This is a genomic window from Castellaniella sp. MT123 (assembly GCF_039614765.1).
Taxonomy (GTDB): Bacteria; Pseudomonadota; Gammaproteobacteria; order Burkholderiales; family Burkholderiaceae_B; genus Castellaniella.
In genome coordinates, this window is the sequence record NZ_CP154879.1 from 1,974,204 (window position 1) to 1,991,063 (window position 16,860).

At 66.0% G+C, this 16,860-nt stretch carries 17 protein-coding genes and 1 tRNA gene; 3 read left to right on the top strand and 15 right to left on the bottom strand.

The genetic code is table 11. The features are described 5' to 3' along the window. Positions 1–14 precede the first annotated feature (14 nt). Positions 15–1,106, bottom strand: a complete 1,092-nt coding sequence (gene ychF / locus ABCV34_RS09215) for a redox-regulated ATPase YchF (protein WP_345795929.1) — start codon at positions 1,104–1,106, stop codon at positions 15–17. 141 nt (positions 1,107–1,247) lie between these two features. Between ychF and ABCV34_RS09220 the strand changes: the two genes are divergently transcribed. Beyond that, positions 1,248–2,597 (top strand): amidase, encoded by a 1,350-nt coding sequence (locus ABCV34_RS09220; RefSeq protein ID WP_345795930.1) that lies wholly within the window; start codon positions 1,248–1,250, stop codon positions 2,595–2,597. A gap of 57 nt (positions 2,598–2,654) precedes the next feature. On the opposite strand, the gene ABCV34_RS09225 is transcribed toward ABCV34_RS09220, so the two are convergent. The 8 genes from ABCV34_RS09225 to ABCV34_RS09260 all read right to left on the bottom strand — a co-directional run bounded on the left by ABCV34_RS09225 (position 2,655) and on the right by ABCV34_RS09260 (position 9,533). Beyond that, positions 2,655–3,407: a CPBP family glutamic-type intramembrane protease gene (locus tag ABCV34_RS09225; RefSeq protein WP_345795931.1), complete on the bottom strand. Its 753-nt coding sequence runs from the start codon at positions 3,405–3,407 to the stop codon at positions 2,655–2,657. 189 nt (positions 3,408–3,596) lie between these two features. Continuing rightward, positions 3,597–4,187: an aminoacyl-tRNA hydrolase gene (gene pth / locus ABCV34_RS09230; RefSeq protein ID WP_345795932.1), complete on the bottom strand. Its 591-nt coding sequence runs from the start codon at positions 4,185–4,187 to the stop codon at positions 3,597–3,599. A gap of 111 nt (positions 4,188–4,298) precedes the next feature. Further along, entirely contained in the window at positions 4,299–4,919 is a 621-nt protein-coding gene (locus tag ABCV34_RS09235) for a 50S ribosomal protein L25/general stress protein Ctc (RefSeq protein WP_345795933.1), read from the bottom strand. A gap of 97 nt (positions 4,920–5,016) precedes the next feature. After that, on the bottom strand, positions 5,017–5,967 hold the full coding sequence (locus tag ABCV34_RS09240; protein WP_345795934.1) for a ribose-phosphate pyrophosphokinase: 951 nt from the start codon (positions 5,965–5,967) through the stop codon (positions 5,017–5,019). Between the two features lie 90 nt (positions 5,968–6,057). After that, positions 6,058–6,134, bottom strand: a tRNA-Gln gene (locus ABCV34_RS09245). 5 nt (positions 6,135–6,139) lie between these two features. Beyond that, positions 6,140–7,147: a 4-(cytidine 5'-diphospho)-2-C-methyl-D-erythritol kinase gene (ispE, locus tag ABCV34_RS09250; protein ID WP_345795935.1), complete on the bottom strand. Its 1,008-nt coding sequence runs from the start codon at positions 7,145–7,147 to the stop codon at positions 6,140–6,142. Continuing rightward, positions 7,114–7,758, bottom strand: a complete 645-nt coding sequence (locus ABCV34_RS09255) for an outer membrane lipoprotein LolB (protein WP_345795936.1) — start codon at positions 7,756–7,758, stop codon at positions 7,114–7,116. The genes ispE and ABCV34_RS09255 overlap by 34 nt, the downstream gene beginning before the upstream one ends. Next, positions 7,758–9,533: a tetratricopeptide repeat protein gene (locus ABCV34_RS09260; protein WP_345795937.1), complete on the bottom strand. Its 1,776-nt coding sequence runs from the start codon at positions 9,531–9,533 to the stop codon at positions 7,758–7,760. The genes ABCV34_RS09255 and ABCV34_RS09260 overlap by 1 nt, the downstream gene beginning before the upstream one ends. Before the next feature lie 85 nt (positions 9,534–9,618). On the opposite strand from ABCV34_RS09260, the gene mutM reads away from it, so the two are divergent. Then, entirely contained in the window at positions 9,619–10,446 is an 828-nt protein-coding gene (mutM, locus tag ABCV34_RS09265; protein ID WP_345795938.1) for a bifunctional DNA-formamidopyrimidine glycosylase/DNA-(apurinic or apyrimidinic site) lyase, read from the top strand. On the opposite strand, the gene ABCV34_RS09270 is transcribed toward mutM, so the two are convergent. Both ABCV34_RS09270 and ABCV34_RS09275 read right to left on the bottom strand, forming a co-directional pair. Further along, positions 10,447–10,791, bottom strand: coding sequence for a RidA family protein (locus tag ABCV34_RS09270; RefSeq protein ID WP_345795939.1), 345 nt, complete (start codon positions 10,789–10,791; stop codon positions 10,447–10,449). A 113-nt stretch (positions 10,792–10,904) separates the two neighbouring features. After that, positions 10,905–12,317, bottom strand: a complete 1,413-nt coding sequence (locus tag ABCV34_RS09275) for an FAD-binding oxidoreductase (RefSeq protein ID WP_345795940.1) — start codon at positions 12,315–12,317, stop codon at positions 10,905–10,907. A gap of 134 nt (positions 12,318–12,451) precedes the next feature. Here ABCV34_RS09275 and ABCV34_RS09280 point away from each other — a divergent pair, with 134 nt between their 5' ends. Next, positions 12,452–13,831: a phosphomannomutase/phosphoglucomutase gene (locus ABCV34_RS09280; protein ID WP_345795941.1), complete on the top strand. Its 1,380-nt coding sequence runs from the start codon at positions 12,452–12,454 to the stop codon at positions 13,829–13,831. Between the two features lie 46 nt (positions 13,832–13,877). On the opposite strand, the gene ABCV34_RS09285 is transcribed toward ABCV34_RS09280, so the two are convergent. Genes ABCV34_RS09285 through hpaD form a run of 4 tightly spaced genes read right to left on the bottom strand, consistent with a single transcriptional unit; the run spans position 13,878 to position 16,805 of the window. Beyond that, positions 13,878–14,678 carry an aldolase/citrate lyase family protein gene (locus ABCV34_RS09285; RefSeq protein ID WP_345795942.1) on the bottom strand — a complete coding sequence of 267 codons (801 nt, stop codon included), beginning with the start codon at positions 14,676–14,678 and terminating at the stop codon, positions 13,878–13,880. 17 nt (positions 14,679–14,695) lie between these two features. After that, complete coding sequence (gene hpaH / locus ABCV34_RS09290) at positions 14,696–15,532, bottom strand: 2-oxo-hept-4-ene-1,7-dioate hydratase (protein ID WP_345795943.1); 837 nt, start codon at positions 15,530–15,532, stop codon at positions 14,696–14,698. A 7-nt stretch (positions 15,533–15,539) separates the two neighbouring features. Further along, positions 15,540–15,929 carry a 5-carboxymethyl-2-hydroxymuconate Delta-isomerase gene (locus tag ABCV34_RS09295; RefSeq protein WP_345795944.1) on the bottom strand — a complete coding sequence of 130 codons (390 nt, stop codon included), beginning with the start codon at positions 15,927–15,929 and terminating at the stop codon, positions 15,540–15,542. A gap of 27 nt (positions 15,930–15,956) precedes the next feature. After that, complete coding sequence (gene hpaD / locus ABCV34_RS09300) at positions 15,957–16,805, bottom strand: 3,4-dihydroxyphenylacetate 2,3-dioxygenase (protein WP_345795945.1); 849 nt, start codon at positions 16,803–16,805, stop codon at positions 15,957–15,959. Positions 16,806–16,860 lie beyond the last annotated feature (55 nt).

The window sequence follows — 16,860 nt, forward strand, 5'->3', positions numbered from 1 at the left end:
CGCGTTTGCGCAGACTAGACGTTGAACAAGAAATTCATCACGTCGCCGTCCTTCACCACGTAGTCCTTGCCTTCGGCCCGCATCTTGCCGGCTTCCTTGGCGCCTTGCTCGCCCTTGCAGGCGATGAAGTCGTCAAAGCCGATCGTCTGGGCACGGATAAAACCGCGTTCGAAGTCGGTGTGGATGACGCCCGCCGCCTGCGGGGCGGTGGCGCCGACGTGGATAGTCCAGGCGCGGACTTCCTTGACCCCGGCGGTGAAATAGGTCTGCAGGCCCAGCAGCTGGTAGCCGGCGCGAATCACGCGATCCAGGCCAGGTTCAGTCATACCCATGTCTTCCAGGAAGACGGCCTTGTCGGCGTCGTCGAGTTCGGCGATCTCGGCCTCGATGGCAGCGCAGACGGCCACGACCGGGGCGTTTTCGGCAGCGGCGTAGTCCTGCACGGCCTTCAGGTGGGGATTGTTTTCAAAACCATCGTCGCGCACGTTGGCAACATACATGGCGCGCTTGGCGGTGATGAAACAGTAACCCCGGATCAGGGCCTGTTCTTCTTCGTCCAGGCCCAGGCTGCGCACGGCTTTGCCGGCATCCAGGGCCGCGACCACGCGTTCCAGCAGAGCCACCAGACGGATGGCTTCCTTGTCGCCGGAATTGGCCAGCTTGCGATTTTTCTGCAGGATTTTGTCGGCGGTGGCCAGGTCGGCCAGGGCCAGTTCGGTGTTGATGACTTCGATGTCGGACACCGGGTTCACGCGACCGGCGACGTGCACGACGTTGTCGTCCTCGAAGCAGCGAACGACGTGCACGATGGCGTCAGTTTCGCGGATGTTGGCCAGGAACTGGTTGCCCAGGCCCTCGCCCTTCGAGGCGCCGGCCACTAGGCCCGCGATGTCCACGAATTCGACCACGGCGGGCACAACGCGTTCCGGGTTGACGACGGCCGCCAGCTGCGCCAGTCGGCGATCCGGGACTTCCACCACGCCAACGTTGGGTTCGATCGTGCAGAAGGGATAGTTTTCCGCGGCGATGCCGGCCTTGGTCAGGGCGTTGAACAGAGTGGATTTGCCGACGTTGGGCAGGCCAACGATGCCGCATTGCAGTGCCATGAATTCGATTATCCTTGTGAGTCGAGGGGCTGGACCTTGGCCCGGTCTGGCCGAAACTTGGATTGTACTGCCCGAAAGGCCAGGCGCTGTTATCCCATGCCCGCCTGGCTTTCCGGTCCCACACCCCATCCCGAATACACCATGCTTCCCACCATCACCGAACTGCACACCGCCCTGGAAAACGGCGAGACAACATCCGTCGCACTGACGAAGGCCGCACTGGCCCGCATCGCCGACCCGAGCGGCGAAGGTTCAAGAACGTTCACCGCGGTCTGGAAGGATCAGGCCCTGGCGGCTGCCCATGCATCGGACACTCTGCGTGCCGCCGGCCTCGCGCGGTCCCCGATCGACGGGCTGCCCATCTCGATCAAGGACCTGTTCGACGTGGCCGGACAGGCCACGCGCGCGGGTTCCATGGTGCGCCAGGATGTGCCGCCGGCAACACGCCATGCCGACCCGGTGCAACGCCTGGCCCAGGCCGGTGCCGTACTGATCGGGCACACGAACATGACGGAATTCGCGTTCTCGGGGCTGGGCATCAATCCGCACTATGGCACCCCCAGCAGCCCCTGGGACCGCGCCGCCCGCCGGATTCCCGGCGGATCCTCCTCGGGGGCCGGCGTCTCGGTCGCCGACGGCATGGCGGTGGCGGCTCTGGGCACGGATACCGGCGGCTCGGTGCGCATCCCATCGGCATTCTGCGGCTTGACCGGTTTCAAGCCGACAGCATCACGGGTCCGGTCGGCGGGCACTTTCCCGCTGGCGACGAGCCTGGATTCCATAGGGCCGCTGTCGGCTTCGGTGACCTGCTGTGCGATTCTGGACAGCATCCTTGCGAGCGACGAACCGCGCACGCCGAACGCGCCCCCGCCATCCCGACTCCGGCTGGCCATCACCCCGACTCTGGTCCTGGACGGCGCCGATGATACCGTGCGCGCGGCATTCGCCGCCGCCATCGAGCAACTGCGCGCCGCTGGCGCCACCGTTGACACGCTGGACATCCCGGAATTCGACGCGCTGGCGCGCATCAACCAAAAGGGAGGCCTGGTCTGCGCCGAAGCCTACGCGGTCCATCGCAACACGCTGGCCCTGCAAGAATCCCGGTATGACCCCAGAGTCTCATCGCGCATCCTGCGTGGCCGGAACATCGACGCCGCCGACTATATCGAACTGCACGCCCAACGCCGCCAATGGATCGCCTCGGTCGAAGCCCGGCTGCGAAACCATGACGCGCTGCTGATGCCGACCGTACCCGTGATCGCGCCGACGATTGCATCCCTGCAAGCCTCGGACGAGGCCTATTTCGCCGCGAACGGGCTGATCCTGCGCAACCCCACGCTGATCAATTTCCTGGATGGTTGCGCCCTGAGCCTGCCATGCCACGCGCCCGGCACAGCACCCGTCGGCCTGATGGTCGCCGGACCGGCGAATTCCGACGCGCGGATCCTGGATGTGGGCCTGGCGATCGAACAGGTGCTGCGCGCACGCTAAGGCCATCTTATAAAACCGGCGGCGGCGCCATCCCGGCGCCTGCACGGCCAGCGGGATTCAGTAAGCCGCCAGATCCGGGGCGAAATGCAGGACCAGGCCGATCAGCAGCAGCGGCCCGCCATTGAAGATCGCATGCAGCCCCATGGACGCACCGATCCCGCGCCTGACCCGCATCCAGCCCAGCACCAGGCCGGTGACCCATTGCGGCAACACCAGCAGCGGCAACAGCACCAGGTTCAGGGATGCCACGCGAAAGTTATACAGATGGACGGCCGCAAAAGCCAACGCGGCCGCATGAAACAGCCAGGGATACGCCCGGTGCATCCGCTTGCGCCAACGCCACGAGGCATTCCAGCCCCAGTGCCAGCGGTACCCGGCGGGATACCACAGTGGTGCCAGCGCCAGCAATAGCGCCACGGCGGCCATCATGATGGAAGTCGGCCCCGCCCCCTGCGCCAGGATCGCCGCCATGAGCGGCACGAACCACCACAGCATGGCCGGCCGGCGCAAGGCATAGCGGAAGGTCAGTTCCTCGACGATGGGCGCCCAGACAAGCGCGGCCAGCCAAGGCAGGTGATGGATGTCCAGCCGGTGCTGTGCACCGGTCGCCTGGGCCGCCGACAAGGCCAGCGGCGCAAAGACAAAAATGTTCACCATCCACAGCAGGACGGCCCAATGCGCCAGTCGCCACCACGGGGCGTTGAGGCGAAAATCCGCGCGCAGGCCCTGCCCGGTCCGATGGGCCGCCAGGCGCGGACCTGGCCTGGGGCGCACGATGAACCGCAGGAAATCGACAATTTCCTGACCCATGGTGGGCAGATCCGCGGGACGCCATAATCCGAGCATGCTCATCCGACCTTCTGAATATCGACCCAAGGATCCGGTCGGGCGCGCCCGCGCACGCGAATCGCGGACACCGGACCGGACACAGGCATCATGCCAGCCTCGGCGGCCCACCTGCCACGCGCATTTTCCCGGATTTCCTGGATGCCATCAGGGCTAATTCCCCTGGTGCAGCCGTTCTGTGGCGCGATCGAACCCGCCATCCAGCAACTGCGGCAACACGATCCGGCTGCGGTTGATGACGTCTTCGATGCCCGGCATGTCTTCGTTGCGGGGCGAATGCAGCACGAAATTGACGACGGCCTGGGCCAACCCCAGGCTGCGCGGATGGCCGATACCGATGCGCAGGCGCCAGAACCCCTGGGTGCCCAGGACGGCCTGGATGTCGCGCAAGCCATTGTGACCGGCATGGCCACCTCCGAATTTCAGCTTCACCGCACCCGGCAGCAGATCCAGTTCGTCATGCACGACCAGGATTTCCTCGGGTTGCAGTTTATAGAAGCGGGCCAGCGCCCCGACCGCCTGCCCCGACTTGTTCATGAATGTGGTGGGTTTGGCCAGCACGACCGCCTGCCCCGCATGGCGCGCCCGCGCGACCCAGGCAAAGAACGGCTTTTCCAGGGTGAAGCTGGCATGCAGATCGTCGGCAAAATGATCGACCACCCAGAAGCCGGCATTATGGCGGGTGGTTTCGTATTCGGGGCCGGGATTGCCCAGGCCCACGATGAGGCGAATGGGCGCAGTCATCGGAAGAAAGTCGAAAAGGTTTCATCATACGACAGAACCCCCGCCGGTCCGGGACCAGGCGGGGGTTCTGTCGTCCGGGCCGCATGGCGGCCGGACAGCCCAGGCAGCGGATTATTCCGCAGCCGGAGCTTCGGGGGTGGCCGGGGCTGCTTCGTCAGCCGTCGCGCCCTTGGGCGCGCTGGCCTGACCCAGCAGCGGGTTGACGTCGTCGCCGTGCGGCACGTATTTCACGCCCATCGGCAGCGTGATGTCGGACAGGTGCAGACGGGCATTGCCCACCAGGCCACCCAGATCGACTTCGACGAACTGCGGCAGGTTGGCCGGCAGGCAGGTGATGTCGAGTTCGGAGGGGCCGTGGGTGATGACCTGGCCAGCCAGCTTGACAGCCGGGCTCTGGTCGGCGTTCAGGTAGTGCACCGGGATCTTGGTGGTGACAGCCTGCGAGGCGTCCACGCGCTGGAAGTCCACGTGCAGCACCAACGCCTTGTAGGGGTGCCATTGCACGGCACGCACCAGGACGGGTTCAGCCTTGTTGCCGTCCAGGACCATGTCCAGGATGGAGGCGTGGAATTCTTCCTTGTTCAGGGCGTGGTAGATCTCGTTGTGGTCGAGCTCGATGTTGGCTGGGGCGGACTGGCCACCGTAAACGATGGCGGGCACCCGACCGGCGCGGCGCAGGCGGCGGCTCGCACTCGAACCCTGAACGCTACGCGAAGTGGCGGTGAATTTCATGGAAAGCTCCAAAATGCGGGGCCTCGAAGGCCCCGATCAACACAGGCAGCCGAAGCTGCGACATACCCCCCGCCGCGACCAGCGGGGGATCAAAAAATCAATCGGCGAACAGCGAACTGACCGACTCGGCCGTCGCGATGCGCAAGATGGTTTCGCCCAGCAGCGAGGCACAGGACAACTGGCGAATCTTGCCGCACTGGCGGGCGCCTTCCGCCAGCGGGATCGTGTCGGTGACGACGACCTCGTCCAGTGCGGATTCCTGGATGCGCCTGACGGCTTCGCCGGACAGCACCGGGTGCGTGCAATACGCGTAGACGGAGCCCGCGCCACGGTCCTTCAGGGCCTGGGCAGCCTTGCACAGGGTGCCGGCGGTATCGACCATGTCGTCCATGATCAGGCAGGTGCGGCCGTTCACGTCGCCAATGATGTTCATGACTTCGGACACGTTGGCGCGCGGCCGGCGCTTGTCGATGATGGCCAGATCGGATTCGAGCTGTTTAGCCAGCGCGCGGGCGCGGACCACACCGCCGATGTCCGGCGACACGACCACCAGATTCTGGAAATTACGGCTCCAGATGTCGCCCAGCAGGATCGGCCCGGCGTAGATGTTGTCCACCGGAATGTCGAAGAAACCCTGGATCTGGTCGGCGTGCAGGTCCATCATCATGACGCGGTCGACGCCCACGGACTGCAGCATGTTGGCCACGACCTTGGCCGAGATCGACACGCGGGCCGAACGCGGCCGGCGATCCTGGCGGGCATAGCCGAAATACGGAATGGCGGCGGTGATGTTGCGGGCCGAGGCGCGGCGCAACGCATCGACCATCACCATGATTTCCATGAGATTGTCGTTGGTGGGCGCACAGGTGGGCTGCAACACGAAAACGTCTTTGCCGCGGACGTTTTCATTGATTTCCACCATGACTTCGCCGTCGGAGAAACGCCCGACGGTCATTTTCCCCAGCGACATGTCCAGATGATTCACCACATCGACCGCCAACCGAGGGTTGGCCGTGCCGGTAAAAATCATGAATCTGTCTTGTGCCATGGTGTCGAACCAATGTGTCAAATGACAAGGCTGTTGACCAGCGCCCCGACGGGGCCGACTCAACAGCCTGAATAGATGTCTGCACTAGGTTGGCTGGGGAAGAAGGATTCGAACCTTCGCATGCCGGAATCAAAATCCGGTGCCTTAACCAGCTTGGCGATTCCCCAACTGTTCAGTCCTGGACCCAGTCCCGCAGCGGATGATCATCCAGTCCCTGGCATATCCAGGAGCCTTCGATCGCCACACCGGGCAGGTCTCGTATTTTACTGATTATCCGGTCGTGTTGCACCTGAGCCTGGCGAGCATCCGGAAACCCGGCAAACAGGCACGAACCCGAACCTGTCATGCGCGCATCCAGACCCGCCGTTCGCATCGCCCCCAAAATCCGGGCGATCATCGAGTGGTGCCGACAGACCACGGCCTCCAGATCGTTGCGACCAAAAAGACCGCTGTGTTCTGTTTGCCAATCAGCAAAGACCGAGATTTTTACCGATTCTGAATTTCTTGTCAAATCAGGATCGCGAAAAACGGCTGCGGTCTCCAGATGTGCGGCGGGGCGCAGGATCCAATAAGCCTGCGGCGGCAGCGCCAGCGGGCTGAGATCCTCGCCGATGCCCTGTGCGAAGGCCGCGCGACCGAAAACGAAGACTGGCACGTCCGCGCCCAGAGGCAGCGCCAGGCGCAACAGCTCGGTGCGCCGCAACCCCGTGCCCCACAGGCGATTGAGCGCGATGAGTGTCGTCGCCGCGTCGCTGGAGCCGCCACCCAGCCCGCCACCGGCGGGAATGCGCTTGCGATAGCGGATGCGCGCGCCGTACGAGGTGCCCGTGGCCTGCCGCAGGCTGTGCGCCGCGCGCAGCACCAGGTCATGTTCGGCCGGCAGACCGGCCAATCCCTGCCCTTCCCGCTGGACGACGCCATCGTCGGTCCGCTCGAAATCCAGGCTGTCGCACAGATCGACGAAGCGAAAGGCGGTCTGCAGCAGGTGATAGCCGTCGGGACGCTGCCCGACGACGTGCAGGAACAGGTTCAGCTTGGCGGGTGCCGGCACGTCATGCAACGCGGCCGCAGCGGCCCCTGGACCCCGATCGCGCGACTGACCGGCGGCGGCGCCTGGGCCGGACGCCGGCCTGGCCTGCCCCGCCATCAGCCGCGATCCACGATCAGCTGCAGGCGCCATTCGCCCTGCGCATCCTGGCGGAACAGGCGGATGCGCCCCGGCCCTTGCGCATCGTAGGAGGACAGGCGAACATCCCAGCCGTCCTGCCACAGCGCGGTCGGACGGCCCTGATCGTCACGCTGTTCGTCCGTGACCGCCCGTCCGGGTTCCACCTGGCCACGGATCCAGTACCGCAGCCCCGATACCGGCATGGAATGCCCCCAGACCAGTTCCAGCAGATCATCCGGCGAGGGCGCGGATTCCCGGCTGCCGTCGGCATGTTCCAGGACCGACAGGCCGGGAGCGACCTGGATGCGGGCCAGCACGCTGCCCAGAGGGGTGCTGAGATCGAGGCGCAGGGTACGCCCGTCGTCGCGCCAGGAAAACCCGCCCTGCGCCGCATAAGGTGCCTGGGCGACGGGCTGCAGATTGACCGCGAACCGGCCGACCCGTTCAAATGCCGGCCCCTGACCGCCGATGCGCGTGGGGGTGGCGCATCCGGTCAACCACACCAGCAGTGCCAGCCCGGCCAGCAGGCGCCAGGCGCGCGTCCACGGCCCGGTCCGGCGCGAGCCGGTACCCAGGGGAACGACCGTCGGGACACCCCCCGGCAGCGCGCAAAGTCCGGACATCACGGCAGCTTGACCCCCGCGCGGCGCATTGCCGCCAGCACGGCCTGGTTGCCCGGATCCGCCTTCAGGCCTTCGGCCCAGATGCGTTTGGCCTCTTCGTGGCGCTTCAATGCCCACAGGGTCTCGCCCAGATGAGCGGCCACGTCGGCGGCGGGCAGCTGGTCGTAGGACCGGCGCAGATATTCGAGGGCACCCTGATAGTCCTGGGTCCGGAACAGGTACCAGCCAACGCTGTCCAGAATGTAGGGATTTTCGGGGTCCAGGTCCAGCGCCCGCTCGAGCAGATCGCGGGCCTCGCTCAGGTTGCGGTTGTCCTCGACGTAGGTGTAGCCCAGCGAGTTGTAGGCATTGGCGTTTTCGGGATCCAGCTGGATGACGCGGCGCATCAGGGCTTCGAACTCGGCGGTCTTGCCCTGCTGGTGCAGCAGCATGCCCAGTTCGTACTTGATTTCCGACGTATCGGGCATTTCGAGATCGGCCGCCTTCAGCAGTTCGACGGCCTGGTCGGTGCGGCCCGCATCGCGGTAAATGGAGGCCAGCGTCAGGCGCACGACCACACGCTCGCGCCGATCTGCCGGCTTGATGCCATCCAGGAGGGAACGCGCCCGGGCCAGATCGCCCAGTTTGCCGTACAGCACGGCCTCGTGGGTCAGGGACTGAAAGCGCAGCGACGGCTCGTCGATGTTCTGCAGCTGGCGGATGGCTTCTTTCAGGTCGCCCTGGCGTTCGGCGATCTGGACCAGCAGAAGGCGCGCATCGGATACGTCGGCCTGGGCGTTGGTGGCCCCCTCGGCGGAGCCCTTGCGGCGCTGTTGCTCGATCGAGATGTATTGCGCCAACAGCGCCTTGGCCGCGTCGTAGCGGCCCGCGCGGGCGTTGACCTCGGCCTCGGTATAGAGCAGATCGAAGTCCTCGGGGGTGTTTGCGCGCATTTTCCCCAGCAACTTCAGGGCCTCGTCGAACTGGCTCTGACCCGTCAGGCGGCTGACCAGCAGCAGCTGCAGCCCGCGCTGATTCGGATGACGGTCCAGATAGGCGTAGGTGTCCTGGATGGCCTGGCGCGGCTCGACGCGCAACCCATATTCCAGGATCCGCTGGGCGGCATCCGTGGAATCGGGGTCGAGCGTCTGGGCCTTGTAGGCCTCGTCCACTGCACGGCGGGGCTCGCCGGCGGCCCAGGCGGCATCGGCCAGCGCCAGGTGGGCCAGCGCCGAGGTCTTGAGGACACCCACGAGCGCCTTGTCCAGCACGTCCAACGCCAGGCGCTTGTCTGTCATTTTCGAGACGATGCCGACCGCCTGGACGATGGCCTGATCCTTGTCGTCGGCCGACTCGATCCGCCGCGCCAGGGTCCTGGCCAGGCCGTCGGTCTGACCACTGGAAGCCGACAGCGCCAGCGACGCGGCCACGGCCTCGGGATTTTCAGGGTCCAGCTTGGCCCATTCGCGGGAGGTCTGCAGCGCGACCGTCAGGTTGTGGCCGGACATGGCCATCTGGAAGGCGCGATGCGCCACACGCGGATCCAGGGTGTCGCGCGCGACACCCAACAGTTCCTGGGCGGCATCGTCGTAGCGCCCCTGCTGGGCCGAGAGTTCGGCCACCAGAATGCGGTACAGCAGTTCGGGCGTGAGAGTCACCGCGGGTGGTTCGCCGGGGCGCAAACGGATCGTTTCGACCGAATCCGCCGGCGCGGCGGCCGGCGGCGCGGCCCAGGCTGTTTCGTGCGCAGCGGCCAGCGCCAACACCACGGGTAATACGGAGGCGTGTAATCTCATTGGCGGTAACCAGGGCCGCAACGCGAGAACAGCCCGCGTCTAGTGGCAAAATTGCATCATCGAAACTGGATGTTATCACCCTGTCATGCCCGAGCTGCCAGAAGTCGAAACAACGCGTCGTGGAATTGCCACGGTCATGCCCGGACGGATTCTGCGCCGTCTCATCGTGCACGAGCCCAGGCTGCGATGGCCCATCCCGCCCACCCTGCCGAAGACGCTGGAAAACACCCCGGTGGTGGCTTGCGAACGCCGGGGAAAATACCTATTGATCCGTTTTCCGCATGGCACGCTGATCGTCCATCTGGGCATGTCGGGGTCGTTGCGCCGAGTGCCGCTGGATGCCCCCTTGCGCAAGCACGATCACGTGGAATGGGTGTTCGACGACGCCCGTTTTCTGCTGCATGACCCGCGCCGCTTTGGCGCGGTGCTGTGGCACCCGGCCGAAGCCGGCCCGATCGGCGATCATCCGCTGCTCGCCTCGCTGGGCGTGGAGCCCTTCGATCCAGCCTTCACGCCGGCCTTGCTGCATGCCGGCCTGCAGGCGCACCGCCAAGCGGTCAAGCAGCTGCTGCTGGGCGGGCGCATCGTCGTGGGGGTGGGCAACATCTACGCATCCGAATCGCTGTATCTGGCGGAAATCGACCCGCGCACACCGGGCAGCCGGCTGTCACGCCCGCGCAGCATCCGCCTGCACGCCGCCATCCTGCAAACCCTGAACCAGGCCCTGGAATCGGGCGGCAGCACGCTGCGCGATTACGTCAATGCGCAGGGCGCGCCCGGCGCCTATTTCACGCTGCACGCGGCGGTGTACGAGCGGGACGGGCAGCCCTGCCCGCGCTGCGGCACACCGATCCGGCGCATCGTGCAGGGTCAGCGCGCCACCTATTTCTGCCCGCAGTGCCAGAAACGCTGATCAGTCCAGCGCGGCGACGATGATGACTTCGAATTTCAGGTCGGGGCCGGCCAGACGGGCTTCGCCGGTGGCGCGGGTGGGCGGATTGGCCGGATCGATCCAGGCTTCCCAGACGGGGTTCATGGCGGCGAAGTCGGCCATGTCGCGCAGCCAGATCGTGGCCTGCAGGATCTTGGACTTGTGGCTGCCGACCTTGGCCAGCAGTTCGTCGACCTTGGCCAGGGCCGAACGGGCCTGGGCCTGGACGTCGTCACCGCTGCCGGTCTGGCCAGCCAGGTAGACCGTGTTGCCGTGGACGACGGCGGCGCTCATGCGCGCGCCGGGTTCGATACGTTGAATGGTCATTTCAGGACACTCCGAAGGGGTTGGAAACGGCGCCATGATACCCCGGGAAGAGGGCCCCGCTGCCCGACCGGCGTGCCGCCCATGCGGCAGCGCGCCAGCGACGGCCCATCCCGTCAGGCCAGGACTTTGCCCGGGTTCATGATGCCCTGCGGATCCAGCGCCGCCTTGATGCGGTGCATCAGCGCCATCTCCACCGGGTCTTTGTAGAGCGGCAGGGCGTCGCGCTTGAGCTGCCCCACCCCGTGTTCCGCACTGATCGATCCACCCACGGCATGCACCCGTTCGTGCACCAGCGCGTACACGTCTTCCTGACGCGCCAGCAGCGCGCCCTCGGCCCAGTCCACCCCGCGCGCCACGTTGTAGTGCAGGTTGCCGTCGCCCAGGTGCCCGAAGATCACATGGCGGATGCCGGGAAACGCCGCCTGCAGCGCCGCGTTCGTCCCCTGCACGAATTCCGCCATGCGCGACACCGGGATCGACACGTCGTGCTTGATGCTCTTGCCGGATTCCTTTTCGGCCAGGGGAATGCTTTCGCGCAGGTGCCACAGGGCGTGGCTCTGTGCCATGGATTCGGCGATCACCGCGTCGAGCACAACACCGGCCTCGATGGCCTCGCCCACCACCACCTCGAAGCGCTCGCGGGCGTGCGTCTCGGATTCGCTGTCGGACAATTCCAGCAGCGCGTACCAGGGCAGCGCGGCCGAGGCCCCCTCGAAGGGGAGACGCTGCTGCGGAAAGCAGCGCACCACGTCCTGCAGGCAGTTGCCCGCCATCAGTTCGAAGCCCGTGAGCGAAGCCCCCAGCCCCGCCCGTGCCCGCCCCAGCATGTCAATGGCGGATTCGATCGAGTCGAGCGCCAGCAACGCCGTGCAGCGCGCCACCGGCAGCGGATGCAGTTTGAGCGTCGCCGCCGTGATGACCCCCAGCGTGCCTTCGCTGCCGATGTACAGGTCGCGCAGATCGTAGCCCGTGTTGTCCTTGCGCAGCCCGCGCAGCCCATGCCAGATCTCGCCCTGGACGGTGACGACCTCCAGCCCCAGGGTGAGTTCGCGCATGTTGCCGTAGCGCAGCACCTGCGTGCCGCCCGCATTGGTCGCCAGGTTGCCGCCGATCGTGCAGCTGCCTTCGGCCGCCAGACTGAGCGGAAACAGCCGACCCGCCTCGCGCGCGGCCTGCTGCACCGACTGCAGGATGCAGCCGGACTCCACGTCCATGGTGTCGTTGTCGGTATCGATGCCGCGCACCCGGTTCAGCCGCTGCAGCGAGAGGATCACCGCGCGCCCCGAGTCGTCTGGCGTGGCGCCACCGCACAGGCCCGTGTTGCCCCCCTGCGGAATCACCGGGATGCCGGCCTGCGCGCAAATCCGCATGACCGCGGCGACTTCCGCCGTGGAGCCGGGCCGCACCACCGCCAGTGCGCGCCCCCGGTAGCGCTCGCGCCAGTCGACCTCGTAGGATTGCGCATCCGCACCGGTCAGTACCTGCGACACGCCCACCGCCGCCCGCAATGCTTCCAGATGATCCATGACGAGAGAACCCCGTATCCTGTCCGAAGAGGGATTCATTGTAATCGGCGATAATGACAGGCATCCCGGGCCGACGTGGCGCGCTTGCGTCGCGGCCCCGCCGGACATTTTCCAATCACCACCCGAGATCGACCGTGTCCCTGCCCGCCGCTGTCTTCAAAGCCTATGACATCCGGGGCACCGTCCCCGACCAATTGAATGAATCATTCGCGCACCGGCTGGGCCTGGCCCTGGCGGACATGGCACGGCGCGAAGGCGTGCGCAGCCTGGCCGTTGGGTACGACGGCCGCCTGAGCAGCCCAGGGCTGGCCCAGGCGCTGCAGGCCGGCCTGCACGCCGGCGGTATCGACACCGTCAGTCTGGGCCTGGTGCATACACCGCTGGTGTATTTCGCCGCCCATCTGGACGGCAGCGGTTCCGGGGTGGCGATCACGGGCAGCCACAACCCGCCCGACTACAACGGCTTCAAGATGATGATGGGGGGCCGTACCCTGCATGGTCAGGATATCCAGACCCTGCGCGTCTCGATGGCGAATATCCAGGCGCCCGCCGGCATCTCGCCGGGGCACGCCGAATCGCGCGACCTGATCGACACCTACGTGCGCCGGATCACGGACCACGTGAAGCTCGCGCGCCCCATGCACATCGCCATCGACTGCGGCAATGGCGTGGGCGCGGTGGTGGCCGGCCAGCTCTTCCGCGCCCTGGGCTGCACGGTCGATGAACTCTACTGCACGGTGGACGGCCGCTTTCCGAACCACCATCCGGACCCCGCCGAACCGAAGAACCTGCAAGACCTGATCGCGCACCTGCAACGCACGGACTGCGAAATCGGCCTGGCCTTCGATGGCGATGCCGACCGTCTGGGCGTGGTCACCCGATCGGGCCAGATCATCTGGCCCGATCGCCAGATGATCCTGTTCGCCCGCGACGTGCTGAGCCGAATGCCGGGCGCCCCCGTCATCTACGACGTGAAGTGCAGCCGCCACCTGGGCCAGGCAATCCGGGACGCGGGCGGAGTCCCCGACATGTCGCAGACCGGGCACTCGCTGATCAAGGCCCGCCTGGCCGAGACCGGCGCGCCGCTGGCGGGCGAGATGAGCGGCCATATCTTCTTCAAGGAACGCTGGTATGGCTTCGATGACGGGCTCTATGCGGGCGCCCGCCTGCTGGAGATCCTGTCGCGCAGCGCCAACCCCAGCCAGGTGCTGGAAGCCCTGCCGCAGGGCACTTCCACTCCCGAACTGAAACTTCCCATGGCCGAAGGCGAACCGCATGCCTTCATCGAACGCCTGCAGGCCGAAGGAAAATTTCCGACTGCCCAGGACCGCGTCACCATCGACGGGGTGCGCGCCGAATACGCCGATGGTTTTGGTCTGGCACGGGCGTCGAACACGACGCCCGTCATCGTCCTGCGCTTCGAGGGCGATTCCCCGGAAGCCCTGGCGCGGATCCAGGGGGAATTCCGCGACGCGATCCATGCGCTGCTGCCGGGCCGGGAACTGCCGTTCTAGCGAACCGCGATCCCGCAGCTGGCCGGGCCGAACCTGACGACCCTGATCAATAGCCCGATCCGACCGCCCGGTCCGCGCCTTCGCGAAAAGCCTTGACCAGGCCCTCGGCGGCCTGGCGCAGCAGCAGCGTATCGGTGCCCACCGCCACGAAATGCGCCCCCGCCTGCGCAAAGGCGCTCGCGGCATCCAGCCGGGTGGCGAAGACGCCGGCTGCCTTGCCGCTGCGGGCAATGCGCCGAATCGCATCCAGCACCGCCGTCTGGACGTCAGGGTGATTCGGCTGCCCCAGATGCCCCATGGACGCCGCCAGATCCGACGGCCCGATGAAAACCGCGTCGATGCCATCGACCGCCAGAATCTCGTCCAGGGCGGCCAGGCCTTCGCACGATTCGGCCTGAACGATCAGGCAGATTTCATCGTTGGCCTGCCGCAGATAATCCGGCACACCGTTCCAGCGGGCCGCCCGGGCCAGCGCCGTGCCGACCCCGCGGATGCCTTCGGGCGGATAGCGGGTGGCGCGCACCAGCGCGCGCGCCTGTTCTGCGGAGTCCACCATGGGCACCAACAGGGTCTGTACGCCGATGTCCAGCAATTGCTTGATGCGTGCCGGATCGTGATCGACCATGCGCACGAGGGTGTCTGGCCCGCGCCCCTGCAGCGCCTGCAGCTGGGCCAGCACGGTGCGCATGTCGTTGGGCCCGTGTTCGGCGTCGATCAGCAGCCAGTCGAAGCCCGTTCCGGCCAGCAGCTCGGCGCTGTAGGGGTCGCACAGCCCCAGGAACAGGCCGATGCGGGGGATCACGCTGTCGCGCAGCGCGGCCTTGAAGCGATTGCGAATGTCGGACATGGCGGGCTCCGGAGGGGTCAGGCGAAACGACAGGACAGGCTGCCCAGCGTCCCGTAGTCCACATGAAAAGTATCGCCCTGACGGACCGCCACCGGCCGGGTGAAGGATCCCGCCAGGATCAGCTGGCCGGCTTCCAGGGCAACCCCATGAGGCGCCAGTTTCCGGGCCAGCCAGACGATGCCGTTGGCCGGATGGTTCAGGACCCCGGCCGCCACCCCGGTTTCCTCGATCACTTCGTTGCGGCTCAGGAGCGCCGACACCCAGCGCAGATCCAGATCCTGAGGCCGGGTGACACGCCCCCCCACCACCATGCCGGCGCTGGCGGCATTGTCGGAAATGGTGTCCATCACCAGGCGCGGACGCGCCGTTTCCGGATCGACCCGGTGGCAGCGTGCATCGATGATCTCAATGGCGGGCATCACATAATCGGTGGCTTCGAGCACATCGAACAGCGACACATCGGGACCGGCCAGGTCGCGCACCAGATGAAACACCAGCTCGACCTCGACCATGGGCTGGATGAAGCGGTCAAAGGGGATCTCGCTACCGGTGTCGAAGAGCATGTCGTCCAGCAGCACCCCATAGTCGGGTTCATCGATCTGCGAGGATCGCTGCATGGCCCGGGAGGTCAGCCCGATCTTGCGGCCCACGATGCGCCTGCCTTCCTGCTGCTTGAGCCGGATCCCCGCGCTCTGGATGGCGTAGGCATCCTCGACCGTGATCCCAGGATGACTCAGCGAGGGGGCGCGAGTCTGGACGCGCGATCGTTCGGCCTGATGCAGCGCCAGCGCGACCTGGGTGATGGCATCGGGCGAAAGGCGCGGCGCCACGACATCGACCGCGCGGTCGGACACGAGAAGTTCAGGATTTTGCATAGCGCGCATGAATGTTGTTGTGCTTGAGGGTACCGGCCTCGGAAAACTCGTTCAATTCCAAAGACAGGGCGAGCGTGCGGCGTTCGAACAGGGGCTGAAAATGCGTCTTCATCATGTCGAAGAGCGCAGCTGCCGTCCGCTGGACGACCTGTGGATCGCGGCCGGCGCCGATCTTGACCGTGGCATGCACGAAGGCATCGTCATGGTCGCCTTCGGCCACGCAGTAATCCTGCAGCGGGATCGCCCGCGAGCGGATCCCGCCCGGCGGGAACACCTTCATGTCGAGCATGACGCGATTGGCCTTGCGCAGCAGCGCGGGAATGTCCGCGCCTTCGCGGGCAAGATTGTCGGTATATTCAAAAATCAGGTGTGCCATCTACGGATCCTTGGAAGTGGTCCCGCCTCAGACGGGGAAAACCGCGTTGATCTGCCCCGTGCCAGAACTGCCGAAATACGGGGTGATGACCTCGGCGCGGCCCTGGTACCGATCCCAGCCCAGCGCCCCCAGCAACATGGCGGTGTCGTGCATGTTGCCTTCGCCGTGGCATTTCTCGGCGTACTCGGGCAGCATGGCGCAGAACGTCGCCCAGTCGCCCCTTTCCCACATCTCGATCACGGCCCGGTCCATGGTTTCCAGGAAGGGGCTCCAGAGCTTGAACAGATAGTCTTCCGCCACGCCGTTCTGGGCGAAGCGGTGCGACAGCGACCCGCTGGCCAGGAAGGCGACCGTGCCGTCGTAAGATTCCTCCACCGCGCGGCGCATCGAGGCACCCAGCTTTGCCGAATCCTGCAGGCTGTGCACCGTGCACAGCGCGGCGACCGACACCACTTTGAAGTGCTTGTCCTCGTTCATGTAGCGCATGGGAACCAGGGTGCCGTATTCGAGCTCGAGGCTGGTATTGTCGTGCGAACGCACCCGCACGCCATCGGCCGTGCAGGCATCGGCCAGCACCTTGCCCAGTTCCGGGTTGCCCGAATACGCATAGGGCATGTTCTTGATGAAATGCGGCAGTTCGTTACTGGTGTAGACACCCTCGAAGTGCGGGGCGGAATTGATGTGATAGCCCGAATTGACCAGCCAGTGGGTGTCGAACACCACCAATGTGTCGACGCCCTGTTCGCGGCAGCGGCGGCCGATCTCGGCGTGGCCGTCGATGGCGGCCTTGCGGCAGCCCTTGTGCGGACCCTCCTGCTCGGAGATGTACATCGACGGAACGTGTGTGATTTTTGCTGCCAGAGCGACCTTACCCATTTTGCTCCTCCGCGTAGTGGATGATGTTGGTCGGATGTTGCTGCAACGGCGCCAG

Bases quoted from the DNA above. Each gene is read 5' to 3' on its own strand.
- ychF (WP_345795929.1), bottom strand. From the start codon at position 1,106: ATGGCACTGCAATGCGGCATCGTTGGCCTGCCCAACGTCGGCAAATCC.
- ABCV34_RS09220 (WP_345795930.1), top strand. From the start codon at position 1,248: ATGCTTCCCACCATCACCGAACTGCACACCGCCCTGGAAAACGGCGAG.
- ABCV34_RS09225 (WP_345795931.1), bottom strand. From the start codon at position 3,407: ATGGGTCAGGAAATTGTCGATTTCCTGCGGTTCATCGTGCGCCCCAGG.
- pth (WP_345795932.1), bottom strand. From the start codon at position 4,187: ATGACTGCGCCCATTCGCCTCATCGTGGGCCTGGGCAATCCCGGCCCC.
- ABCV34_RS09235 (WP_345795933.1), bottom strand. From the start codon at position 4,919: ATGAAATTCACCGCCACTTCGCGTAGCGTTCAGGGTTCGAGTGCGAGC.
- ABCV34_RS09240 (WP_345795934.1), bottom strand. From the start codon at position 5,967: ATGGCACAAGACAGATTCATGATTTTTACCGGCACGGCCAACCCTCGG.
- ispE (WP_345795935.1), bottom strand. From the start codon at position 7,147: ATGGCGCCTGCAGCTGATCGTGGATCGCGGCTGATGGCGGGGCAGGCC.
- ABCV34_RS09255 (WP_345795936.1), bottom strand. From the start codon at position 7,758: ATGTCCGGACTTTGCGCGCTGCCGGGGGGTGTCCCGACGGTCGTTCCC.
- ABCV34_RS09260 (WP_345795937.1), bottom strand. From the start codon at position 9,533: ATGAGATTACACGCCTCCGTATTACCCGTGGTGTTGGCGCTGGCCGCT.
- mutM (WP_345795938.1), top strand. From the start codon at position 9,619: ATGCCCGAGCTGCCAGAAGTCGAAACAACGCGTCGTGGAATTGCCACG.
- ABCV34_RS09270 (WP_345795939.1), bottom strand. From the start codon at position 10,791: ATGACCATTCAACGTATCGAACCCGGCGCGCGCATGAGCGCCGCCGTC.
- ABCV34_RS09275 (WP_345795940.1), bottom strand. From the start codon at position 12,317: ATGGATCATCTGGAAGCATTGCGGGCGGCGGTGGGCGTGTCGCAGGTA.
- ABCV34_RS09285 (WP_345795942.1), bottom strand. From the start codon at position 14,678: ATGTCCGACATTCGCAATCGCTTCAAGGCCGCGCTGCGCGACAGCGTG.
- ABCV34_RS09295 (WP_345795944.1), bottom strand. From the start codon at position 15,929: ATGGCACACCTGATTTTTGAATATACCGACAATCTTGCCCGCGAAGGC.
- hpaD (WP_345795945.1), bottom strand. From the start codon at position 16,805: ATGGGTAAGGTCGCTCTGGCAGCAAAAATCACACACGTTCCGTCGATG.